Annotated in this window: 23 protein-coding genes and 3 tRNA genes; 20 read left to right on the top strand and 6 right to left on the bottom strand. The window is 71.3% G+C overall.

Annotated features, from left to right (window positions below; all coding sequences use genetic code 11):
- Window positions 1-143 precede the first annotated feature (143 nt).
- The 3 genes from ACT3TZ_RS04900 (at window position 144) to htpX (ending at window position 1,858) form a co-directional block, all read left to right on the top strand.
- Window positions 144-404: a WXG100 family type VII secretion target gene (locus tag ACT3TZ_RS04900; RefSeq protein ID WP_444582269.1), complete on the top strand. Its 261-nt coding sequence runs from the start codon at window positions 144-146 to the stop codon at window positions 402-404.
- A gap of 45 nt (window positions 405-449) precedes the next feature.
- Window positions 450-719 (top strand): WXG100 family type VII secretion target, encoded by a 270-nt coding sequence (locus ACT3TZ_RS04895; RefSeq protein ID WP_444582268.1) that lies wholly within the window; start codon window positions 450-452, stop codon window positions 717-719.
- A gap of 266 nt (window positions 720-985) precedes the next feature.
- Entirely contained in the window at window positions 986-1,858 is an 873-nt protein-coding gene (gene htpX, locus ACT3TZ_RS04890; RefSeq protein WP_444582267.1) for a zinc metalloprotease HtpX, read from the top strand.
- 43 nt (window positions 1,859-1,901) lie between these two features.
- Here the strand turns inward: htpX and ACT3TZ_RS04885 are convergent, their stop codons facing one another.
- Together ACT3TZ_RS04885 and ACT3TZ_RS04880 are read right to left on the bottom strand one after the other, a co-directional pair.
- Window positions 1,902-2,474: an HdeD family acid-resistance protein gene (locus ACT3TZ_RS04885; protein WP_444582266.1), complete on the bottom strand. Its 573-nt coding sequence runs from the start codon at window positions 2,472-2,474 to the stop codon at window positions 1,902-1,904.
- A 136-nt stretch (window positions 2,475-2,610) separates the two neighbouring features.
- Window positions 2,611-3,099 carry a YajQ family cyclic di-GMP-binding protein gene (locus ACT3TZ_RS04880; protein WP_444582265.1) on the bottom strand — a complete coding sequence of 163 codons (489 nt, stop codon included), beginning with the start codon at window positions 3,097-3,099 and terminating at the stop codon, window positions 2,611-2,613.
- 235 nt (window positions 3,100-3,334) lie between these two features.
- Between ACT3TZ_RS04880 and ACT3TZ_RS04875 the strand changes: the two genes are divergently transcribed.
- The 11 genes from ACT3TZ_RS04875 to ACT3TZ_RS04825 all read left to right on the top strand — a co-directional run bounded on the left by ACT3TZ_RS04875 (window position 3,335) and on the right by ACT3TZ_RS04825 (window position 10,542).
- Window positions 3,335-3,416: transfer RNA gene (locus ACT3TZ_RS04875), tRNA-Tyr, on the top strand.
- Window positions 3,417-3,506: 90 nt separating this feature from the next.
- Window positions 3,507-3,579 (top strand) — tRNA-Thr (locus ACT3TZ_RS04870).
- 54 nt (window positions 3,580-3,633) lie between these two features.
- Window positions 3,634-3,710, top strand: a tRNA-Met gene (locus ACT3TZ_RS04865).
- Window positions 3,711-3,820: 110 nt separating this feature from the next.
- Complete coding sequence (gene rpmG / locus ACT3TZ_RS04860; RefSeq protein ID WP_444582264.1) at window positions 3,821-3,991, top strand: 50S ribosomal protein L33; 171 nt, start codon at window positions 3,821-3,823, stop codon at window positions 3,989-3,991.
- A gap of 91 nt (window positions 3,992-4,082) precedes the next feature.
- Window positions 4,083-4,583: an FAS1-like dehydratase domain-containing protein gene (locus tag ACT3TZ_RS04855; protein WP_444582263.1), complete on the top strand. Its 501-nt coding sequence runs from the start codon at window positions 4,083-4,085 to the stop codon at window positions 4,581-4,583.
- A 29-nt stretch (window positions 4,584-4,612) separates the two neighbouring features.
- A complete protein-coding gene (locus ACT3TZ_RS04850) occupies window positions 4,613-5,101 on the top strand; it encodes a MaoC/PaaZ C-terminal domain-containing protein (protein ID WP_444582262.1) in 489 nt (162 codons plus the stop codon).
- Entirely contained in the window at window positions 5,098-6,210 is a 1,113-nt protein-coding gene (locus tag ACT3TZ_RS04845; protein WP_444582261.1) for a UDP-N-acetylmuramate dehydrogenase, read from the top strand. The genes ACT3TZ_RS04850 and ACT3TZ_RS04845 overlap by 4 nt, the downstream gene beginning before the upstream one ends.
- A 180-nt stretch (window positions 6,211-6,390) precedes the next feature.
- On the top strand, window positions 6,391-7,659 hold the full coding sequence (glyA, locus tag ACT3TZ_RS04840; protein WP_444582260.1) for a serine hydroxymethyltransferase: 1,269 nt from the start codon (window positions 6,391-6,393) through the stop codon (window positions 7,657-7,659).
- A 66-nt stretch (window positions 7,660-7,725) separates the two neighbouring features.
- Complete coding sequence (locus tag ACT3TZ_RS04835) at window positions 7,726-8,616, top strand: bifunctional methylenetetrahydrofolate dehydrogenase/methenyltetrahydrofolate cyclohydrolase (RefSeq protein WP_444582259.1); 891 nt, start codon at window positions 7,726-7,728, stop codon at window positions 8,614-8,616.
- 134 nt (window positions 8,617-8,750) lie between these two features.
- Window positions 8,751-9,668 (top strand): hypothetical protein, encoded by a 918-nt coding sequence (locus tag ACT3TZ_RS04830; protein WP_444582258.1) that lies wholly within the window; start codon window positions 8,751-8,753, stop codon window positions 9,666-9,668.
- A gap of 61 nt (window positions 9,669-9,729) precedes the next feature.
- A complete protein-coding gene (locus ACT3TZ_RS04825) occupies window positions 9,730-10,542 on the top strand; it encodes an exodeoxyribonuclease III (protein WP_444582257.1) in 813 nt (270 codons plus the stop codon).
- A gap of 70 nt (window positions 10,543-10,612) precedes the next feature.
- On the opposite strand, the gene ACT3TZ_RS04820 is transcribed toward ACT3TZ_RS04825, so the two are convergent.
- Genes ACT3TZ_RS04820 through sdhC form a run of 4 tightly spaced genes read right to left on the bottom strand, consistent with a single transcriptional unit; the run spans window position 10,613 to window position 14,023 of the window.
- The gene (locus ACT3TZ_RS04820) at window positions 10,613-11,392 is read right to left on the bottom strand and encodes a succinate dehydrogenase iron-sulfur subunit (RefSeq protein WP_444582256.1); all 780 of its coding nucleotides are present in this window, start codon (window positions 11,390-11,392) and stop codon (window positions 10,613-10,615) included.
- A complete protein-coding gene (gene sdhA, locus ACT3TZ_RS04815) occupies window positions 11,392-13,164 on the bottom strand; it encodes a succinate dehydrogenase flavoprotein subunit (RefSeq protein WP_444582255.1) in 1,773 nt (590 codons plus the stop codon). Before sdhA ends, ACT3TZ_RS04820 begins: the two co-directional genes overlap by 1 nt.
- Window positions 13,165-13,184: 20 nt before the next feature.
- Window positions 13,185-13,643 carry a succinate dehydrogenase hydrophobic membrane anchor subunit gene (locus tag ACT3TZ_RS04810; protein ID WP_444582254.1) on the bottom strand — a complete coding sequence of 153 codons (459 nt, stop codon included), beginning with the start codon at window positions 13,641-13,643 and terminating at the stop codon, window positions 13,185-13,187.
- 2 nt (window positions 13,644-13,645) lie between these two features.
- Window positions 13,646-14,023 carry a succinate dehydrogenase, cytochrome b556 subunit gene (sdhC, locus tag ACT3TZ_RS04805; protein WP_444582253.1) on the bottom strand — a complete coding sequence of 126 codons (378 nt, stop codon included), beginning with the start codon at window positions 14,021-14,023 and terminating at the stop codon, window positions 13,646-13,648.
- 200 nt (window positions 14,024-14,223) lie between these two features.
- On the opposite strand from sdhC, the gene ACT3TZ_RS04800 reads away from it, so the two are divergent.
- From ACT3TZ_RS04800 to ACT3TZ_RS04775, 6 genes are all read left to right on the top strand, one after another.
- Complete coding sequence (locus ACT3TZ_RS04800) at window positions 14,224-15,429, top strand: mannose-1-phosphate guanylyltransferase (RefSeq protein WP_444582252.1); 1,206 nt, start codon at window positions 14,224-14,226, stop codon at window positions 15,427-15,429.
- A gap of 43 nt (window positions 15,430-15,472) precedes the next feature.
- Window positions 15,473-16,696, top strand: coding sequence for an amidohydrolase (locus ACT3TZ_RS04795; protein WP_444582251.1), 1,224 nt, complete (start codon window positions 15,473-15,475; stop codon window positions 16,694-16,696).
- A gap of 222 nt (window positions 16,697-16,918) precedes the next feature.
- On the top strand, window positions 16,919-18,022 hold the full coding sequence (locus ACT3TZ_RS04790; protein WP_444582250.1) for a BMP family lipoprotein: 1,104 nt from the start codon (window positions 16,919-16,921) through the stop codon (window positions 18,020-18,022).
- A 177-nt stretch (window positions 18,023-18,199) separates the two neighbouring features.
- Entirely contained in the window at window positions 18,200-19,771 is a 1,572-nt protein-coding gene (locus ACT3TZ_RS04785; RefSeq protein WP_444582249.1) for an ABC transporter ATP-binding protein, read from the top strand.
- On the top strand, window positions 19,768-21,207 hold the full coding sequence (locus ACT3TZ_RS04780; RefSeq protein ID WP_444582248.1) for an ABC transporter permease: 1,440 nt from the start codon (window positions 19,768-19,770) through the stop codon (window positions 21,205-21,207). The genes ACT3TZ_RS04785 and ACT3TZ_RS04780 overlap by 4 nt, the downstream gene beginning before the upstream one ends.
- Complete coding sequence (locus tag ACT3TZ_RS04775; protein ID WP_444582247.1) at window positions 21,204-22,547, top strand: ABC transporter permease; 1,344 nt, start codon at window positions 21,204-21,206, stop codon at window positions 22,545-22,547. The genes ACT3TZ_RS04780 and ACT3TZ_RS04775 overlap by 4 nt, the downstream gene beginning before the upstream one ends.
- Window position 22,548 lies beyond the last annotated feature (1 nt).

Here is a 22,548-nt window from a genome sequence, read left to right as displayed (position 1 = left end):
TTGTCCCCATGGTCACCTCGCAGGACCGGCCATAGAGTTGAGTCATCGCCACGGAGAACGGATCGAGGAAGCGGCCAGGGGCCGCGGAGACCGGGACCGAGCGGAGCACGAAGGACACCGACACACCAACGAGGGGAATCGTCATGAAGAAGGGTATGAACCCGGAGGCCGTCGACCAGCTGGCCGCCCAGGAGATCTCGACCGGTGAGGACATCACCAAGATCTACGACAACACCGCCGATCAGCTCAACGGGCTCGACTGGACCGGCGAGGACCGTGACCGTTTCGTGAGCGAGTTCGAGAGCGAGATCGGCGACCAGACGACCCGCGTCGTCCAGCGCCTCACCGAGCTCGCCGAGCGGGCCAAGAGCAACGCCACCGCGCAGCGCAGCGCCTCGGCCTGAGCTCGACCACCACCACGTCGCACCGTCACCACAGGGGAGAATCAGATGTCTTTCAAGGGAATGAACCCGGATCAGGGCCGCGAGGTCGCTGCCGCCATCAAGACCGCCGGCGAGAACCTGCAGTCCGCGATCGATGACGTGTACTCGATCGTCAGCTCGGTCGAGTGGGTCGGCCCGGACTACGACGCCTACGTCGCCGACTTCTCGGCCTTCGTGGGCAGCGATGTCGCCAACCTGCAGCAGGCGTACTACGACCGCAGCAACGACCTGGAGAACCAGGCCGACGAGCAGGACGACACCTCGAACCAGAACTGACCTCGGGCACTGCCCAGGTCCGGGCCCGGTCGCCATCACGGCGGCCGGGCCCGTTCGCGTGCCGGGGCAGTTCGCGCGCAGGAGGTGTTCGCGTCCCGGGCCCGTGCGGGACGCCGGGCCGTTCGCGTCGTCGGCTGTTCGCGCCCCCGGCGGGAACCGGCTCACAGCCCGCACCGAGACGGCTCCCAAGGTCGACGGGGTCAGGGCACCTAGACTTCCCGGAGGTCAGCAGAGGGCCGATGGGATCGGCAGGAGGAGAGCGGACGATGGGACGTTCGGCAGTCAACACGGTCAAGACGGCCGCACTCTTCGGGATCCTGTGGGGCGTGCTCCTCGCCGTCGGCTGGGCCGTCGGAGGGGCGCGACTGATCTGGCTCTTCGCGCTGATCGGACTGGTCGGCACCTTCATCAGCTACTGGAACAGCGACAAGATCGCCCTGCGGTCCATGCGCGCCGTGCCCGTGACCCCGGAGCAGGCGCCACGGCTCTACGCGATCGTCGAGGAGCTCTCCCGGCAGGCGAACGCGCCGATGCCGCGCCTGTACATCTCCCCGACCGATCAGCCCAACGCCTTCGCGACCGGACGCAACCCCAAGCACGCCGCGGTGTGCGCCACGCAGGGGATCCTGCGGATCCTCGATGACCGCGAGCTGCGGGGAGTGCTGGGCCACGAGCTCATGCACGTCTACAACCGCGACATCCTCACCAGCTCGATCGCCGCCGGCGTCGCCGGGATCATCACGTCCCTGGCCCAGCTCGCCCTGTGGTTCGGCGGGGACCGCGACCGTGGGGGCAACATCATCGCCGCGCTCGCCGCGATGATCTGTGCGCCGATCGCCGCGACGCTCATCCAGCTGGCCATCTCCCGCACCCGCGAGTACGACGCCGACGAGGACGGGGCCCGGCTGACGGGCGATCCCCTCGCCCTCGCCTCGGCGCTGCGCAAGATCTCCGCGGGTGTGCAGGCCAAGCCCCTGCGCCCCGAGCAGGACGTCGTGGACTCCGCGCACATGATGATCGCCAACCCCTTCAAGGCGGGGGAGGGCCTGGCCGGCCTGTTCTCGACGCACCCGCCGATGGACAAGCGGATCGCACGCCTCGAGGAGATGGCGCACGCCGCCCAGCAACGGCCATTCTGAGCTCCGTTCGCCCGGCGCCCGACGTGACGGACCGCGGGATCGGTCAGTCGCGGCTGAAGGCGAGCGCGCGGACCGTCTGCACGATGCCCATCACCAGGAGGCTCACGCCGAGGAACACCCACAGCAGCGCGGCGGACGTGAGGGGGGAGACGATCAGCACGACGCCGGCCACGACGCTCAGGATGGCGTACGCGACCGTCCACACCTTCGTGCCCGACAGGCGCAGAGTGGTCAGGGCGACGATGCCCTCGAAGATCCACGTGGCGCCCAGGATGATGGCCGCGAACGTGGCGAGGCCGATGATCGTCTCGCTGAGGTTCGAGAAGGCGAAGATCCCGGCGATGATGAACACGATGCCGAGGACCACGTGCCAGATGCGGCTGCCCGCGCCGAGGGACGAGCCCGTCGCTGCGGTGGCGAGGTAGGAGATCCCGACGACGATCGCGTAGATGGCCACGATGCCGGCCAGGACGGCGGCGGTCTTCTGGGGTGCGACGAGGATCAGCAGACCCGCGACGGCGGCGATCACACCGCTCAGAGCGAGACCGGAGCGGATCCACGCGAGGGAACGCCCTGCGATGCGCTCGACGGGGGATGGGGGGACGGCCTGGGACATGACGACTCCTGACGTGGACGCGTCCCGTTCACGGGAGGGACGATGCGTCCAGCGTATTCCCGAAATGCGCTCTGGCAGGTGACCAAGGTCCGCGCCTGGACGGTCCCTCACACCTGGGACCGGACGTCCGGGTGGGTCACCGATAGTTGATGAACTGCAGCGCCACGTCGAGGTCCTTGCCCTTGAGCAGCGCGATGACGGCCTGGAGGTCGTCGCGGTTCTTGGAGCTCACGCGCAGCTCGTCGCCCTGGATCTGCGACTTGACGCCCTTGGGGCCCTCGTCGCGGATGATCTTGGAGATCTTCTTCGCCTCGTCCGAGGCGATGCCCTCCTGGAGCCCCGCGACGAGCCGGACCTCCTTGCCCGACTGCTTGGGCTCACCCACGTCGAGGGCCTTCAGGGAGATGCCGCGGCGCAGCAGCTTCGTCTGCAGGACGTCGAGGACGGCCAGCACGCGCTCGTCGGCGTTGGCGACCAAGACGATCTCGTCACCGCTCAGGGTGACGCTCGCGCCCGTGCCGCGGAAGTCGTAGCGCTGGGAGATCTCCTTGGCGGCCTGGTTGACGGCGTTGTCGACCTCCTGGCGATCGAGCTTGGAGACGATGTCGAACGAGGAGTCGGCCATGTCGGTCCCTTCCGGTGCGGGGCTGGCGGATGCAGGTCTGGCGTGTGCGGCTCCGGTCGGCTCGGCACCGTCCGGAGCAGGCGCTCACCGCCCCACTGTAGACGGGCGGGCGGGGCTGTGATCAGCCTCATGCGGCCCGGAGCGCCCCTCGGTTCGCGCCCCGACGGCGCCGTGAGTATGATCGTCAGGTCGGTTTCACGGCCCGCTCCGGCGGGCACGGGGACGGGCACGGCCAGGCAGGTTACCCGAGTGGCCAAAGGGGGCTGACTGTAAATCAGCTGGCATCGCCTACGGGGGTTCGAATCCCTCACCTGCCACCGCCCAGGATCACCCCGTGTGATCCCAGGCACCGAAGGACGCGGGCGCGTTGTCCGCAGGTCAGAGCGCATGTAGTGTTCTTCGGGCTTGCCCTGATAGCTCAGTCGGCAGAGCATCTCCATGGTAAGGAGAAGGTCAAGGGTTCGATTCCCTTTCAGGGCTCCGATGGGTGCGTCGGCCCGGTCTCGCCAGAGATCGGGCCGATGTGTCGATCATGCCGGGGTAGCTCAGACGGTTAGAGCGCACGACTCATAATCGTGAGGTCGCGGGTTCGATCCCCGCCCTCGGTACCACATCGCTCCGCCACCCGGTGGGACGATGTGCACGAACCAGCAGTCCCCGCATCGCGGGGGCACCACCGGCGCGCGGGCCCGAGCGCGCCCCCGACGGAAAGAGGCGAGTCATGGCGAGCAAGAGCTCTGACGTGCGTCCCAAGATCACGATGGCCTGCATCGAGTGCAAGTCACGCAACTACATCACCAAGAAGAACCGTCGCAACACCCCGGATCGGCTCGAGCTCTCGAAGTTCTGCCCGACCTGCGGCAAGCAGACGGTGCACCGCGAGACCCGCTGACCCGGGCCGAGCACACCACCACCTGGACCACCCGGAGGCATCGCCCCGGGTGGTCCTCGTGCATCCAGCACCGGCGCATCGAGGAGCACCCATGAGCAGCTCTGCCCAGCCCAGCACCGACGACACCGCGGACGGCGGGCCGCGTCCCGACGTCCCGGACGCCTCCTTCGTCGGACGCACCTACCCTCCTGGGTCACCGGTGACCGTCTCGGCCGCCAAGGTCGTCGAGTTCGCCGACGCGACCTCGGCCCCCAGCCCGCTGCACCGCGATGCCACGGCCGCGCGCGCCGCCGGGTACGCGGACGTCGTCGCGCCTCCCACCTTCCTCGTGTCCCTCGCCCAGAAGGCCGAGGCGCAGTACGTCCAGGACCCCGCCGCGGGCATCGACTTCTCGCGCGTCGTCCACGGCGAGGAGGGGTTCGAGCTGCGCCGTCCGGTCGTCGCCGGGGATGTCCTGGTGCCGCTCCTGAGCGTCGAGTCCGTGCGCCTGGTGGGCGGCAACGCCATGATCACCACCCGCGTCGACTTCACCGACGAGCATGACGCCCCCGTGGCCACCGTCCGCAGCAGCCTCGTCGTCCGCGGCGCATGAGCCCGCGCACCCCGCCCCAGGAGGACGCCATGACCATCGCAGCAGACGCCCCGGATGCCGGAGCCCCGGCGACGGTCGACCTCGCGCGCCTCGGCCTCGGCGACGTGATCGCCGAGCAGACCCTCGAGATCGACCGCGACACCCTCGTCCGCTACGCGGGTGCCTCGGGGGACTTCAACCCCATCCACTACAACGACGCGTTCGCGACCTCCGTGGGCCTGGACGGCGTGATCGCCCACGGGATGCTCACGATGGGCACCGCGATCTCCGTCGTGCTCGCCGCGATCGGCGACCCCGCGGCGGTCCTGGCCTACTCGACGCGCTTCACCCGGCCCGTCCCGGTGCCGGCGCTGGGGAGCACGGCGCTGCACGTGACCGCCACGGTCGCGGCAATCGACGAGGAGGCACGCACCGCGCGCGTCGACCTCGTCGCCGAGGCCGCCGGCGCCAAGGTCCTCGGACGCGCCCGCGTGACGCTCGCGCTGCCGCCGATCCCGGGCGAGGGCGCTGCCGCGTGAGGCTCTCCGAGCTGACGACCCTGCACATCGGCGGTCCGATCCGTCGCTACGTGCCGGTGCACGACGAGACCGCGCTCGTCGCCGAGGTCCGCCGTGCCGACGAGGCCGACGAACCGCTGCTGGTGCTGGGCGGCGGCAGCAACCTCGTGGCCTCCGACGCCCCCTTCGAGGGCACCGTCGTGCACGTGCTGGATCCCGTCCCGGCACCCGCCCTCGATGCGAGCTGCGAGATCGGCTCCGGCGCCGCCGTGGATCCCTCGCGCGCCGCACCGGTCGAAGCGACCTGCGGCGGGGTGACCGTCGAGCACTTCGCCGGGACGAGCTGGGACCGTGCCGTGCAGTACGCGGTCGATCGCGAGCTGATCGGCACCGAGGCGCTCTCCGGGATCCCCGGCAGCGTCGGCGCCACCCCCGTGCAGAACGTCGGGGCCTACGGCCAGGAGGTCGCCCAGACCATCACCACGGTGCGCACCTGGGACCGGCACGACCGTGCGATCCGCACCGTCTTCGCCTCGGACTGCGGCTTCGGGTACCGTGACTCGCTGTTCAAGCGCACCCCCTACGAGGGCGCCGCGCCCTCGGCGACGGGGAGATACGTCGTGCTGTCCGTGACCTTCCAGCACCGCCAGGGGGACCGCTCGGCCCCCGTGCGGTACGCCGAGCTCGCCCGGCGCCTCGGGGTCGAGGTGGGGGAGAGGGCACCGCTGCGGCAGGTCCGCGAGACCGTGCTCGCGCTGCGCGCCGCCAAGGGGATGGTGCTCCTCGAGGGCGATCACGACACGTGGAGCGCCGGGTCCTTCTTCACCAACCCGATCCTCCCGGATGGCGTCGCCGCCGCGCTGCCGGCCGACGCCCCGCGCTTCGCGGCGGGCGAGGGGCTCACCAAGACGAGTGCCGCCTGGCTGATCTCCCACGCGGGTTTCGACCGCGGCTTCGCCGTGGGTCCCCACGCCTCGCTCTCGACCCGGCATTCCCTGGCCCTGACCAACCGCGGCGGGGCCAGCAGCGCGGACCTCGTCGAGCTCGCACGGGCCGTGCAGGCCGGCGTCGAGGACCGCTTCGGCGTGCGCCTCGAGCCCGAGCCGGTCCGCCTGGGCGTGGACCTCTGAGCCCTGCGGATCGCGAGCACCCGGGCATCGCTCCGAGGCGACCGCCTCTGCCTGCGGCGGTCGATCGCCGAGGGAGTGTCCGCTCCGTGCCGCGCGCGGCAGAGGCGACGCCCCGCGCCTAGGATGGTGCGGTCGCCCGAACTCGGGCGCCGTCCCGTGAATCCCGCAGCTGGAGGCTCAGTGAGCGTCAACGACCAGTCCGTCGCCGATCTCGACCCGGAGATCGCGCGTGTCCTCGACCGGGAGCTCGCCCGGCAGCAGAACACGCTCGAGATGATCGCGAGCGAGAACTTCGTGCCGCGCGCCGTGCTCCAGGCCCAGGGCTCGGTGCTCACCAACAAGTACGCCGAGGGCTACCCCGGCCGCCGGTACTACGGCGGCTGCGAGGAGGTCGATGTCGCCGAGTCCATCGCCATCGACCGCGCCACGTCCCTCTTCGGCGCCGAGCACGCCAACGTCCAGCCCCACTCCGGCGCGACCGCCAACGCCGCCGTCCTCCACGCGCTCGCCCGCCCGGGCGACACCCTGATGGGCCTGTCGCTGGCCCACGGCGGGCACCTCACGCACGGCATGAAGATCAACTTCTCGGGACGCCTGTACGACATCGCCGCCTACGAGGTGGACCCGACCACCGGCCGTGTCGACATGGATGCCGTGCGCGAGCTCGCGCTGCAGGCGCGCCCCAAGGTGATCGTCGCCGGCTGGTCGGCCTACCCGCGCCACCTCGACTTCGCGGCGTTCCGCTCCATCGCCGACGAGATCGGCGCGACCCTGTGGGTCGACATGGCCCATTTCGCGGGCCTCGTGGCCGCCGGGCTGCACCCGAGCCCCGTGCCCCACGCCCAGGTCGTCTCCACGACCGTCCACAAGACCCTCGCGGGTCCCCGATCGGGACTCATCCTCTCGACCCAGGAGTGGGCCAAGAAGATCGACTCCGCCGTCTTCCCGGGCCAGCAGGGCGGACCGCTCATGCACGTGATCGCCGCCAAGGCCATCGCGCTCAAGGTCGCCGCGACCGAGGAGTTCCGCGACCGCCAGCAGCGCACCCTCGACGGCGCCCGCCTGCTCGCCGAGCGCCTGCAGGGCGCCGACGCCAAGGCGGCGGGCGTCAAGGTCGTCTCCGGCGGCACCGACGTGCACCTCGTGCTGGTGGACCTGGTGGACTCCGCGCTCGACGGCCAGCAGGCCGAGGACCTCCTCCACCAGGTGGGCATCACCGTCAACCGCAACGCCGTCCCCAACGACCCGCGCCCGCCCCGCGTGACCTCGGGGCTGCGGATCGGCACCCCGGCGCTCGCGACCCGTGGCTTCGGCGCCGACGAGTTCACCGAGATCGCCGACGTCATCGCGCTCGCGCTCCAGCACGGCGCGGACCTCCCGGCCCTGCGTCGTCGCACCCAGGCGCTCGCGGACTCCCAGCCGCTGTACGCCGACCTGCGCCAGTACTGAGCGGGGCGCCGCGGGCCCGTGCCCGCAGCGCCCCGCGCCTCCGTCCCGCCCCTCGAAGGAGACCCCATGACCGCACAGATCCTCGACGGCCGCGCGACCGCGAAGGCCATCACCCAGGAGCTCCGCGCCCGCGTCGAGGCGCTCGTGGCCCGCGGCATCACCCCGGGCATCGCGACCGTCCTGGTGGGGGACGACCCGGGGTCCCATCTCTACGTCGGCATGAAGCACCGCCGCTCGCAGGAGATCGGGATGGAGTCCATCCAGGTGGAGCTGCCCGGGGACGTCACCCAGACCGAGCTCGAGGCGACGATCGATCGCCTCAACGCCGATCCGGCGTGCCACGGGTACATCGTGCAGCTGCCGTTGCCGGCCCACCTCGACACCGACGTCGTGCTCGCGCGGATCGATCCGGCCAAGGACGCCGACGGCCTGCACCCGATGAACCTCGGCCGCCTCGTGCTCAACGTCAACGACCCGATCACCACCTCGCTGCCCTGCACGCCGCGCGCCGCCATCGAGCTCCTCGAGCGCTCCGGGTACGACCTCGCGGGCAAGGACGTCGTGGTGGTGGGACGCGGCGTGACCATCGGCCGCTCGATCGGGCTCCTGCTGACCCGCCGCCAGATCAACGCGACCGTCACCCTCACCCACACGGGCACCACCGATCTGGCCGCCCACCTGCGTCGGGCCGACGTGATCGTCGCCGCCGCGGGCGTCAAGCACCTCGTGCGGCCCGAGGACGTGCGGCCGGGGGCCGCGGTGCTCGACGTGGGCGTGACCCGCGGCGAGAAGATCCCCGGGACGGGCAAGTACCGGGTCCACGGCGACGTGGACCCCGCGGTCGCCGAGGTGGCCGGATTCCTGTCCCCGAATCCCGGCGGCGTGGGGCCCATGACCGTGGCACTGCTGCTGACCAATGTGGTCGAGGCCGCGGAGAGGGCCGCCGATGCCCGGTGACCATTCCCAGGCGACACACCGGAATCTGTGCCGATGTGAAGATCGTGACCGTTCGGGCATGACTCCCGTCATGCCCGGTCGGCATCTCGGACATTCTGCGTCGAGATGACTGAGCGCCGTCGTAGTCTGCCCTGATGATGCGCTTCCACGACCCCAAGCCGCCCTCGTTGCGCGGCGGTGACCCGGTGCCCACCCGGCACGCGGGCATCGCGCCGTGGGGCTCGGAGTGGGGTTTCACCCCGGCGCACCGCGCGGGGGACTCGGGATTCCCGGCGCTGGCGGCGGCTCGTCTGCTGCTGAGGATCAGCTACGGCCACGAGGGCATCACCGAGTCCACGACCATCGCGCTCGAGGACGAGCGCGCGGTCGCCGCCCGCACGTCCTGGGCCGCGGACGCCGACGTCCCCTCGACGTGGCTCGAGGAGTCCGGGCCCCAGGGGGTCCTGCCCCTCATCCTGGACAGCTTCCCCGAGGACAGCCTGTTCCGGATGCCGCCCCACCCGCCCGCGACGGCCCCGGTCGCGCACACCCTCCCGGGATGGCTGCGCTCCCTCGCCTTCGACGAGACGCAATCGATCTCGGATCGTGCCGCCCGGATGGAGGCCGAGGGGATCTCCCCCGAGGTGGTCGACGCCGTGTGCTCCGGGGGCGTGACGGCCGTGGTCGCGCTCGAGCTGCGGGACGACCCCGCCCGCGAGGATCCCGACGACCAGTGGATCGCGATGTGGACCCGGGGCGAGCGAGGCCTCTACGCCATCAGCTTCGAGCCTGCCGCCGAGCCCGACCCGCAGCACGGCACCTCCGAGGACGCGGGTCCGCTCGGCGCCGATCCCGAGGTCGCGGCACCGGTGGATCCCTCCGAGGACGCCGTGATCGAGGAGCTGATCACGGTGGTCCGCCGGGTGCCCGCCGGGGACGTCGCCCAGCAGATCACCACCCGGATCGCCCTGGCGCTCGATCACCTCGCCGAGCTCGACGCGCTCGAGGCGCTGCGCCGCCGCGCCTCCGGAGCCGCGTCCTTCTCCCGCGACCAGGGGCACCCTGAGTCCTGAGCTCGCGCCGGTCCTGCCCCGGCGACGCCCGCTGTGCCGGATGTCCGGGATACTGGGGAGCATGAGCTTCACCATCGCGACCGTCAACGTCAACGGCCTGCGGGCCGCGCACCGCAAGGGCTTCGTGCCCTGGCTCGGCGCGACCACCGCGGACCTCGTCACCCTGCAGGAGGTCCGGGCCCCCGAATCCCTCGTCCCCGAGCTCGTGGGCCCGGGGTGGTCCGTGACCGCCACGGAGGCCGTGGCCAAGGGCCGTGCCGGCGTGGCCGTCGCGGTGCGCGGGGACGTGGATCTGAGCGGTGCCCGCGCGGGCCTGCCCGCCCTCGCCGACGACGCCCACACCGGGCGCTGGCTCGAGGTGGACGTCCCCGATCCGCTCGGAGACGGCCGCACCCTCACGGCGATCTCCGCGTACGTGCACTCCGGCAACGTCACCCGCCCGCAGTCGATGACCGACAAGTACGCCTTCCTCGATGCGATGCAGGAGCGCCTCGCGGCGCTGCGTGCCGACGGGCGCCATGTGGTGCTCACCGGCGACCTCAACATCGCCCACACCGAGTGGGACATCAAGAACTGGAAGGGAAACCTGAAGTCCGCCGGGTTCCTGCCCGAGGAGCGCGCCCACCTCGACCGCCTGCTGGCCGACGGCACCTGGGTGGACGTCCAGCGCGCGCTGTACGGTGACGGCCCCGGCCCCTACACCTGGTGGTCACAGCGCGGTCAGGCCTTCGACAACGACTCCGGCTGGCGGATCGACTACCAGCTCGCGACGGCGGACCTCGCGGCGCACGCGACGTCCGCCCGGGTGGACAGGGCACCCAGCTACGACACGCGCTGGTCCGACCACGCCCCGCTGGTCATCCGGTACGACTGAGGCACCCCGCACACGGACGGAGGCCGTCGCACCCGAGGGTGCGACGGCCTCCGTCGTCGTCGATCCGCCGTCAGATCCGGCCGCTGATGACCGCCTGCTTGACCTCGGCGATCGCCTTGGTGACCTGGATGCCGCGGGGGCAGGCCTCGGAGCAGTTGAAGGTGGTGCGGCAGCGCCACACGCCCTGCTTGGAGTTGAGGATCTGCAGCCGCTGCTCGGCGGCGTCGTCGCGCGAGTCGAAGATGAAGCGGTGCGCGTTGACGATCGCGGCGGGGCCGAAGTACTGCCCGTCGGTCCAGAACACGGGGCAGCTCGAGGTGCACGCCGCGCACAGGATGCACTTGGTGGTGTCGTCGAAGCGCTCGCGCTGCTCGGCGCTCTGCAGACGCTCCTTGGAGGGCTCCTGGCCGTGGGCGACGAGGAAGGGCATGACCTCCTTGTAGGAGTCGAAGAACGGCTCCATGTCCACGATGAGGTCCTTCTCGACGGGCAGGCCCTTGATGGGCTCGACCGTGATCGGCTTCTTGAGGTTCAGGTCCTTCAGGAGCGTCTTGCACGCCAGACGGTTGCGGCCGTTGATCCGCATCGCATCCGAGCCGCACACGCCGTGGGCGCACGAGCGGCGGAAGGTCAGCGAGCCGTCGTGGTGCCACTTGATCTCGTGGAGGGCGTCCAGCACGCGGTCGGTGCCGTGCATCGTGACGGTGAAGTCCTCCCAGCGGGTCTTGGCGTCCCCGTCGGGATCGAAGCGCGCGATGCGCAGCGTCACCTCGAAGGAGGGGATCGCCGCGGCCGCGGTCTGGGTCTGGTCCTCGGAGGTCTTCTCGGCGAGAGCTGTCGGGGTCCCCATCAGAACGTGCGCTCCTTCGGCTCGTAGCGGGTGATGATCACGGGCTTGGTGCCCAGACGGATGTCGGTCCCGTCCTGCCCCTGACCGTCCAGCGTCTTGTAGGCCATCGTGTGCCACAGGAAGTTCTTGTCGTCGCGCTTGTCGTAGTCCTCGCGGAAGTGCCCGCCGCGGGACTCCTTGCGCTCGAGGGCTCCGAGCGCCACGACCTCGGCGAGGTCGAGCAGGAAGCCCAGCTCGACGGCCTCGAGGAGGTCGAGGTTGTAGCGCCGGCCCTTGTCCTGCACGGCGACGGTCGCGTACCGCTCCTTGAGGGCCGTGATGTCGGTGAGGGCCTGGCGGCAGGTGTCCTCGGTGCGGAAGACCTGGACGTTGAGGTCCATCGTCTCCTGGAGGGCGCTGCGGATGTCGGCGATGCGGTCCGTCGTCGCGGGGCGATCGCGCAGACGCTGCAGCAGCTCGACGGTGGGGATCTCGACGCCCTCGGGCACCTCGGCCTGCTCGACCTCGTGGGCGTGGTCGGCGGCGGCGATGCCCGCGCGGCGCCCGAACACGTTGATGTCCAGCAGGGAGTTGGTGCCCAGGCGGTTGCCCCCGTGCACGGAGACGCACGCGACCTCGCCGGCGGCGTAGAGCCCCGGGATCACGTCCTTCTCGTTGCGCAGGACCTCGCCCTTGATGTTCGTGGGGATGCCGCCCATGCCGTAGTGGGCCGTGGGGTACACGGGCACCGGCTCGGTGTAGGGCTCGACGCCCAGGTACGTGCGGGCGAACTCCGTGATGTCCGGGAGCTTGGCGTCGATGTGCGCGGGCTCGAGGTGGGTGAGGTCCAGCAGGACGTAGTCCTTCTTGGGGCCGCAGCCGCGTCCCTCGCGCACCTCGTTGGCCATCGCCCGGGCCACGACGTCACGCGGGGCGAGGTCCTTGAGCGTCGGGGCGTAGCGCTCCATGAAGCGCTCCATCTCGCTGTTGCGGAGGATCGCGCCCTCGCCGCGCGCCGCCTCGGACAGCAGGATACCGAGACCGGCCAGACCCGTCGGGTGGAACTGGAAGAACTCCATGTCCTCCAGCGGGATGCCGCGACGCAGCGCCATGGCGGGCCCGTCGCCGGTGAGGGTGTGGGCGTTCGACGTCGTCTTGAACATCTTGCCGAAGCCGCCGGAGGCGAAGACGACGGACTTGGCGCGGAAGACGTGCACCTCGCCGGTGGCGAGCTCGTAGGCCACGACGCCGGAGGCGCGGACGCCCTCGTCGGTGCGGGGATCCCCGGTCATGAGCACGTCGAGCACGTAGAACTCGTTGAAGAACTCCACGCCCTGCTTGACGCAGTTCTGGTAGAGCGTCTGGAGGATCATGTGGCCGGTGCGGTCGGCGGCGTAGCAGGAGCGGCGCACGGGCGCCTCGCCGTGGTCGCGGGTGTGCCCGCCGAAGCGGCGCTGGTCGATCCGGCCCTCGGGCGTGCGGTTGAACGGCAGGCCCATCTTCTCGAGGTCCAGCACCGCGTCGATGGCCTCCTTGGCCATGACCTCGGCGGCGTCCTGGTCGACCAGGTAGTCGCCGCCCTTGACGGTGTCGTAGGTGTGCCACTCCCAGTTGTCCTCCTCGACGTTGGCCAGCGCGGCGCACATGCCGCCCTGGGCCGCGCCGGTGTGGGAGCGGGTGGGGTAGAGCTTGGTGAGCACGGCGGTGCGGGCACGACCGGTGGACTCGAGCGCGGCGCGCATCCCGGCGCCGCCGGCACCGACGATCACGACGTCATACGTATGGGTCTGCACGGAAGATCAGAACTCCTGGGTCACTTGCAGATGCTGGGGAGGAGGCTCGGATCGGCGCCGGCGGGGCACGGATCGAACGTGAAGATGACAAGGGTGCCGAGCACCGCGGTGAGGATCACCGCGAGGTACAGCAGGCCCTTGAGGACCAGGCGCAGGCGGTTGCCGTGGGCGTAGTCGCCGATGATCGTGCGCACGCCGTTGCCGCCGTGCAGCAGACCGAGCCACAGCATGAGCAGGTCCCAGGTCTGCCAGAACGGGGAGGACCACTTGCCGGCCACGAAGGCGAAGTCGATGCGCTTGACGCCCTGGTCCAGCCACAGGTTCACGAAGAGGTGGCCGAAGACGAGGATCACGAGCAGCGCGCCGGAGGCGCGCATGAACAGCCACGAGAGCATCTCGGTGTTCACGCCGCGCATGCCCGTGCGCGAGTACCGGGTCTGCGGGTCCGGGATGGTGCTGGCGGGGGTGGAGTTGTTCATGGTCACGCTCCGAACATGTGCATGAGCTGGCGCGGGACGAACCCGAGCATCAGGACGGCCCAGGCGACGACGACGCCCCAGAAGAGCATCCGCTGGCGCTTGGCGCCCTGGGACCAGAAGTCGACGAGGATGATCCGCAGCCCGTTCAGCGCATGGAAGACGATCGCGCCGACGAGGCCGATCTCGCCGAAGCCGAACACGAGCAGCTTGTAATGGCCGATGACCTCGTTGTACGCCTCCGGGGAGACGCGCACGAGCGCCGTGTCCAGGACGTGCACGAGCAGGAACAGGAAGATGAGCATTCCCGAGACGCGGTGCGCGACCCAGGACCACATGCCCTCGCGGCCGCGATAGAGCGTCCCGGACTGGGCTGATGCCACGTGGGGCCTCCCGATGAGACAGGTGTGCGAAGAACGGTTGACGTGCCCGAGGTCCATCGCCGGCGATCTCCGATGACCGTGGGTCGGCAGGTGTACGGGTCCCGGGCGAGGGAGAGGTCCAGCGGGGCGGCCGGACCGGTGATGGGGCGCTGTCACCTTAACATCGTGGGGACCTCGGTCCCGGCCGATACCCTGCGGGCATGTCTTCTGCGTCGCCCGGATCACCCCCGTTCGTGCCCGTCGTCCCCGCGGGCGGCGCCGGGACCCGGCTGTGGCCGCTGTCGCGCCGGGATCGCCCCAAGTTCCTGCTGGACCTCACCGGCGGCGGACGCTCCCTGCTGCAGGAGACGCTGGCGCGCGTGGCCCCGCTCGCGGACCGCATGCCGATCGTCGTCACGGGGGCCGCCCACGAGGCGGACGTCGCGCACCAGGTGGGTGATGGAGCCCGCGTCCTGGCAGAGCCCTCCCCGCGGGGATCGATGCCGGCGATCGCCCTCGCCGCGGCGATCGCGCTGGGAGAGGACGAGGACGCCGTCATCGGCTCGTTCGCCGCGGACCACCTGGTGGGGGACGAGGAGGCGTTCGTCCGCGCGGTCGACGCGGCCCGTCGCGCCGCCGCGCTCGGGCTGCTGGTGACCATCGGGATCGAGCCCGACCGTCCCGCGACCGGCTTCGGGTACATCCAGGAGCAGAGGACGGGTCCGGAGGAGGACGCCGGGCGGGGAGCGGGCCACGGCGTGGACGATGCACCCACGCGGGCCGCCGACGAGCCCCTCGCCGCGACCGGCGCCGTCCCAGTCGCCCGCTTCGTGGAGAAGCCCTCCCGTGAGGTCGCCGAGCAGTTCCTGGCCGACGGGGACTTCCGATGGAACGCCGGCATGTTCGTGGTCGGCGCTCGGGTGCTGCTGGACGCCCTCGCCCGGCAGATCCCCTCGCTCGCCGAGGGCGTGCTCCGCATCGCCGGTGCCCACGGCACCCCGGAGGGCCCCCGCGTGCTCGCGGAGCTCTGGCCGACGCTGACCAACATCGCGATCGACCATGCCCTCGCGGAGCCGCTCGCGGCGCGCGGCGAGGTCGCGATGGTCCCGGCCGCCTTCGGCTGGGACGACGTGGGGGACTTCGGGGCGCTCGCCCGGCAGCTCCGTGCGCCCGGAGCCGGCGGGGCCGCGGTGCGGTCCGTCGCCGACGGCGACGTCCTCGTGCTCGGGGACGTCGAGACGGTCGGCCTCGACGCGCGGGCGACGGTGTACGGTTCCTCGGATCGTCTCGTGGCGCTCGTGGGCGTCTCCGGGGTGAGCGTGGTCGCCGCCGAGGACGCGCTGCTCGTCGTGGCCGACGACAGCGCGCAGGAGGTGGGGGCCCTGGGCACCCTGCTCGACGAGCTCGGCCGGGGCGACCTGCGCTGACCGAGGCGCGCACAGCGGAACCGAACCAGGAAGGCCCCGTCCCATGACCGCCACCACCGAGGTGCTCGACGCCCGCCGTCGGGTCGACGGCATCATCGAGCGCGCGATCAGCTCGCGCGAGGACGAGCTGGTGGAGATCCGACGGCACCTGCACCGCCACCCCGAGCTCAGCCACGCCGAGCACGCGACGACCGACTACGTCGTCGAGCACCTCGAGGCCCTGGGGCTGCGCCCCATCCGCCTGCCGCGGACCGGCGCCTACTGCGACATCGCCGGGCAGGACCCCTCCCTGCCCGCGATCGCCCTGCGGGCCGACATGGACGCCCTCGGGATCCCGGACATGTCCGGGGTGGACTTCGTCTCCGAGGTCGACAGGGTCTCCCACGCCTGCGGGCACGACGTGCACATGAGCGCCGTCCTCGGGGCCGCGATGGCGCTCGTCGAGATCGCCCGCGCGGGCCTGCTCACGCGGACGGTGCGCCTGGTGTTCCAGCCCTCCGAGGAGCGCCACCCCTGCGGGGCGCTCGAGATGATCGCCGAGGGCGTCGCCGACGGCCTCGACTCCATCTACACGCTGCACTGCGATCCGGGGGTGGATGTGGGCCGGGTGGGCCTGAAGGCCGGGCCCATCACCTCGGCGACCGATCCCGTGCGGATCGAGCTCTCCGGCAGCGGCGGCCACACCTCCCGCCCCCACCTCACCCAGGACCTCGTCTACGCGTGCGGGCAGATCATCACCCAGCTCCCGGCGGCGCTGACCCGACGGATGGATCCCCGCAGCGGCGTGAACCTCACCTGGGGCTCAGTCCACGCGGGCTGCGCCTTCAACGCCATCCCCTCCTCCGGGGTCCTCGAGGGCACCCTGCGCTGCCTCGACCACGAGGCCTGGGACCAGGCCGAGGAGCTGCTCGAGGTGATCACCGCCGACATCGCCCACGCCTGGGGCGTCTCGGCCACCGTCCAGCACGACCGCGGCGTCCCCCCGGTCTCCAACGACCCCCTCAGCGTGCGCCTGTTCGAGGACGCCGTGACGAGCGCCTTCGGCCGCGACCACGTCGACTCCGCGCGGCAGTCCCTGGGCGGCGAGGACTTCGCCTGGTACCTCGAGAAGCTGCCCGGCGCGCTCGCGCGGCTGGGCACGCGCACGCCCGGCGGACGCACCTACGACCTCCACATGGGCGACTTCCGGGTCGACGAGCGGGCGATCGCCATCGGGGCGCGCGTGCTCGCGACGGTGTGCGTGCACCGGGACCTCCCGCAAGCCTGAGCCCTGCCGCGGGCCCGGGCGGTCGCACCGGCAGGAGCCGGATCCGGGCCCGAACATCTCGACTCGGTCTCTAACGCATAACGGTTCGGACACCGTGGCCGCGAGGGCCGCATCGGGCCGTGGCCTGCGGGCTAGGGTGATCGGGATTCCTGGACGGACGGGGCGCCGCGACGACGTGGGCCCGACCGTCCGCCGTCGCACCACCACCTCCTGGAGGATCCCGTGAAGCAGTTCCCGCGCGCCGCAGCCCTCGTCGGCATCGGCGCTCTCGCCCTGGCAGCCTGCGGCTCCGCCCCCGAGGAGCCCGCGTCCGGCGGCTCGGACGGCGGCGGCTCCTCCGACTTCAAGGCCTGCATGGTCTCGGACTCGGGCGGCTTCGACGACCACTCCTTCAACGAGTCCGGCAAGACGGGCCTGGACAAGGCCAAGTCGGAGCTCGACATCGCGACCCAGACGGCGGAGTCCAAGGGCGACGCCGACTTCGTGCCCAACATCAACAACCTCGTCTCCTCGGACTGCAGCCTGATCTTCACGGTCGGGTTCCTCCTGGGCCCGGCCACCGGCACCAGCGCCAAGGCCCACCCGGACACGAAGTTCGCGATCATCGACTCGACCGCCCAGGACGAGAACGGCGGCGCGATCACCGTCGACAACGTCAAGCCGGTCTCCTTCGACACCGCCCAGGCCTCCTACCTCGCCGGCTACGTCGCGGCGGGCACCTCGAAGACCGGGAAGGTCGCCACCTACGGCGGCATGAACATCCCCACCGTCACGATCTTCATGGACGGCTTCGCCGACGGCGTCGCGAAGTACAACGAGGTGCACGGCACCGACGTGCAGGTGCTGGGCTGGAACAAGGCCACCCAGGACGGCTCGTTCACCGGCGACTTCGAGGACCAGTCCAAGGGCAAGGCCCTCACGGACACCTTCTACGGCCAGGGCGCCGACATCGTGATGCCGGTGGCCGGTCCCGTGGGCGCGGGCTCGCTGGCCAGCGCCAAGGAGCACGACGGCACCTCGGTGATCTGGGTCGACTCCGACGGCTACGAGTCCGTCGACGACAAGGCCTCCAAGCCGCTGATCCTCACCTCGGTCATGAAGGGCATCGCCCCGGCCGTCGAGGACGTCACCAAGGCTGCGGTCGACGACAAGTTCGACAACACGCCCTACGTCGGCACGCTCGCCAACGCAGGCGTCGACCTCGCGCCGTACCACGACCAGGAGGCCAACGTGCCCCAGAACGTGCAGGACGAGGTCACCCAGCTCAAGCAGGACATCATCGACGGCAAGATCACCGTCGAGTCGGCGGCCTCGCCGAAGTCCTGATCCGACCCCGCGTCGATCCCGGCGCTCCCGCCGTCCGCCCCGCTGCGGACCGGGAGCGCCGATCGCGCACCGCGCCGTGACCCCCGGGCCCAGCTCCCGGGCGTCGCGGCGCCTCCGCATCTCCCGCGCGCATAGGATCGTGCGCGCCCCCGCCCCGCACCACGGAAGCGAGCACACGTGAAGCTCGAGCTCAGAGGCATCACCAAGGTCTTCGGTGACTTCGTCGCGAACGACGCCATCGACCTGACCGTCGAGCCGGGCGAGATCCACAGCCTCCTCGGCGAGAACGGGGCCGGCAAGTCCACCCTCATGAACGTCCTGTACGGCCTCTACCGGCCCGACGGCGGCGAGATCCTCGTGGACGACCGTCCCGTCCGCTTCGCCGGACCCGGTGACGCGATGGCCGCGGGGATCGGCATGGTCCACCAGCACTTCATGCTCGTGCCCGTCTTCACCGTGGCCGAGAACGTCGTGCTGGGCCACGAGCCCACCTCCCGCGGTCTGCTCGATCTCGCCAGCGCCCGCCGCACCGTGCGGGAGATCTCCGAGCGCTTCGGCTTCGAGCTGGACCCCGATGCCCGCGTCGAGGACCTCTCCGTCGGCGCCCAGCAGCGCGTCGAGATCATCAAGGCGCTCTCGCGGCGCGCGGAGGTGCTCGTGCTCGACGAGCCCACCGCCGTGCTGACCCCGCACGAGACCGACGAGCTCATGGGGATCATGCGCCAGCTCAAGGCCGAGGGCACCTCGATCGTTTTCATCACCCACAAGCTCCGCGAGGTCAAGGCGGTCGCCGACCGCATCACCGTGATCCGTCGCGGGCGGATCGTGGGTACCGCCGATCCCTCTGCCGACCAGACCGAGCTGGCCTCCCTCATGGTCGGGCGCCAGGTGGCCCTCGATCTCGACAAGGCCCCCGCCGAGCCCGGGGACGTCGCCCTGACGGTCAAGGGCCTGACCGTCGCCGATGCCGCCGGGATCCAGATGCTCGACGACGTCTCCTTCGAGGTGCGCCGCGGCGAGGTCCTCGGCATCGCGGGCGTCCAGGGCAACGGCCAGACCGAGCTGTCCGAGGCCCTGCTGGGCCTGCAGCCGACTGTCCGCGGCTCCATCCGCCTCGACGGGCGTGAGCTCGTGGGCCGCAGCACCAAGCAGGTCCTCGACGCCGGTGTCGGCTTCGTCCCCGAGGACCGCACCCATGACGCCCTCGTCCCGGACTTCACCGTCGCCGAGAACCTCGTGCTCGACCAGCACGACCGCGCGCCCTACGGCTCCTGGCTGTCGCTGCACCTCCGGTCGATCCGCGAGTCCGCGGTGCGGGCCGTCGAGACCTTCGACATCCGCACGCCCTCGGTCGACCAGCCCGTCTCCTCCCTCTCGGGCGGCAACCAGCAGAAGGTGGTCATGGCGCGGGCGCTGGACCGGGACCTGTCGCTTTTCATCGCCTCCCAGCCCACCCGCGGCGTCGACGTCGGCTCGATCGAGTTCCTGCACCGCCGGATCATCACCGAGCGCGACAAGGGCACGCCGGTCATCATCGTCTCGACCGAGCTCGACGAGGTCTCCCAGCTCTCGGACCGGATCGCCGTCATGTACCGGGGGAGGATCCTCGGGGTCGTCCCCGGCAACGAGGACCGCGACGTGCTGGGCCTGATGATGGCCGGGTACACCGCCGAGGCCGCCCGCGAGGCCGTTGCGGCCGGGGCGCGCACCACCGACTCGCAGCTCGCGGACGAAGGAGAGTTCGCATGAGCGCGTCCCCCGACAGCACCGGCGCGACCGCCGGCGGCACGGCCGGCCCCGGCGCGACGGACCTCACCACCCCGGCGCCCGCCGCCGGGACGCGGTCCGGCGGAGCGGGCGGATCCGGCGGATCCGACCCCAAGGGCACCTCGGTCGACGCGGTCCAGGCCTCGCTCGCCCGGAGGATCGCCCGCTCCAACGTCCTGGTGGTCGTCCTCGCCTTCGTCGTCGCCTTCGTGATCGGCTCGGTCCTGATCCTGGTGTCCGACGAGGACGTCCGCACGGCCGCTGGCTACTTCTTCGCGCGGCCGGCCGACACCTTCTCGACGGCCTGGACGACGATCACCGAGGCCTACGCCGCGATGTTCCGCGGGGCCGTCTTCGACGACCGCGGGTTCGCACGGGTCTCCGAGAGCCTCCGCGAGCGCGGGGGATCGGGCACCTACGTGCTGCTCCCGGCGCTCGCGGCGGGCCTGACCCCGCTGACGGAGACCCTCACGGTCGCGACGCCGCTGATCATCGCCTCGGTGGGCATGGCCGTCGCCTTCCGGGCGGGCCTGTTCAACATCGGCGGCACCGGCCAGCTGATCGTCGGCGCGGCGGCCGCGGGCTACGTCGGCTTCGCCATCGAGCTCCCGCCCGGCATCCACCTTCTCGCCTGCCTCCTCGCGGGCATCGCGGGCGGCGCCTTCTGGGGCGGGATCGCGGGCTTCCTCAAGGCACGGTTCGGGGCCAACGAGGTCATCACGACCATCATGCTGAACTGGATCGCGACCTACGGCCTCGCCTTCGCGCTGACCACGCAGGCGTTCACGGGCGCCAACAAGAACCAGCCCACCTCGCCCGCGACCCATGACAGCGCCGAGCTGCCGCTTCTGCTCGGGAGCGGCTTCCGGCTGCACGCGGGTCTCCTCATCGCCCTCGCGGCGATCGTGTTCCTGTGGTGGCTGATGTCGCGCTCGACGCTCGGCTTCCGCTTCCGCGCCGTCGGGTCCAACCCCCGGGCCTCCGAGGTCGCGGGTGTCGACGTGGGCCGCAGCGCCGTGGGCGTCATGCTCGTCGCCGGCGCCCTCGTGGGCCTGGCCGGGGCCGTGCACGTGCTGGGCACCGAGCACCGCCTGACCGGCGGCGTCGCGGGCTCGATCGGCTTCGACGCCATCACCGTCGCGCTGCTGGGCCGTTCCGGACCGGTGGGGATCCTCCTCGCGGGCCTCCTGTTCGCGGGCCTGGGCACCGGCGGGCGGTTCATGGAGACCACCCAGGGCATCCCGCTGGACCTCGTGCAGGTCATCCAGGCGCTCGTGGTCCTGTTCATCGCCGCCCCGGCGCTCGTGCGCTCCCTCGTGGGGCTGCGCGGGGTCGACGCGCCGAAGGGGCCCCGCCGCCGACGGGGCCGACGTCCTCCGAGCTCCTCTGCCGCACGCACCGAGGGAGAGACCGCATGAGCACCGTGACCCGGCAGATCCCCATCGACGACGCCCCCATCGAGCGCGTCGTCCTGGCCGAGCGCTCCCGCTCCTGGTGGCAGCTCCCGACCTCGCTCAGCGTGCTGGCGCTGCTCGCACTCGTCGTCTTCGGGATCCGCGCCCCGGGCGATGCGACGACGGCCTACCAGATCGCGCGCGAGGGCAACCTCAACCCCGGCGGGATCATCCCCGAGCTCGTGACCGTGCCCACCGGCGCCACCGCGATCGTGCTGGCGGTCCTGTGCCTGGCGATCGCCGGCTTCTTCTGGTGGGTGCAGGCGACCGTGCGGGTCCTGCCGCGCGGCGTGCGTCCCGCGGCGCTCGTGGCCTTCGGGCTCCTGTGGGTCCTGGCGTTCCTCACCTGGTCGATCGGACGCAGCACCGTCGACATCGGCGCCCTCCTGCAGACGACGCTCGTGCTCTCGGTGCCCCTGGCCTTCGGCGCCATGTCGGGCGTGCTGTCCGAGCGCGCCGGGGTCGTCAACATCGCCATCGAGGGACAGCTGCTGTTCGGCGCCTTCGGCGGCGCGCTCGTCGCGAGCATCACCGGAAGCCCCTGGATCGGTCTGCTCGCCGCGCCGATCGTCGCCCTCGGGATCGGCGCCCTGCTCGCGCTGTTCGCCGTGGGGCATCACGTCCAGCAGATCATCGTCGGCGTCGTCCTGAACGTCTTCGCGATCGGGCTCACGAGCTTCCTCTTCGGCACCGTCATGAAGCAGGACCCGGGGCGCTTCAACACCGCCCACCGCCTGCCCAACCTGCGGATCCCCGTCCTCGCGGACATCCCCGTCCTGGGGCGGGTGCTGTTCGACCAGAACATCCTCGTCTACCTCATGTGGATCATCTCCATCGGCCTGACCATCGCGCTCTTCCGCACCCGCTGGGGACTGCGGGTCCGTGCCGTCGGCGAGCACCCCCGGGCCGCGGACACCGTCGGCATCGACGTCAACCGCACCCGCTGGTCCAACGTGCTGATCGGCTCCGCGGTCGCCGGTCTGGGCGGCGCGACGCTGACGCTGGGCACCAATGTCGCCTTCGGCGAGGAGATGTCCTCGGGCAAGGGGTACATCGCGCTGGCCGCGATGATCCTGGGCCGGTACCACCCGCTCGGAGCGGTGGCCGCGGCACTCATGTTCGCCTTCGCGGAGGCGCTGCAGCTGCGCCTGGGATCGCTGTCCTCGAGCGCCGACGCCGTCGTGAGCATCCCCAGCCAGTTCCTGCTCATGCTGCCGTACATCGTGACGCTGTTCGCGGTCGCGGGGGTGGTCGGTCGTGTGAGGGTCCCTGCCGCCGACGGCGTGCCGTACATCAAGCAGTGAC

Origin of the sequence: Brachybacterium sp. AOP25-B2-12 (assembly GCF_052378625.1) — a bacterium.
GTDB lineage: Bacteria > Actinomycetota > Actinomycetes > Actinomycetales > Dermabacteraceae > Brachybacterium.
The sequence above is the reverse complement of the archived record's forward strand: the minus strand, read 5'-3'. Positions and strand labels throughout refer to the sequence as shown.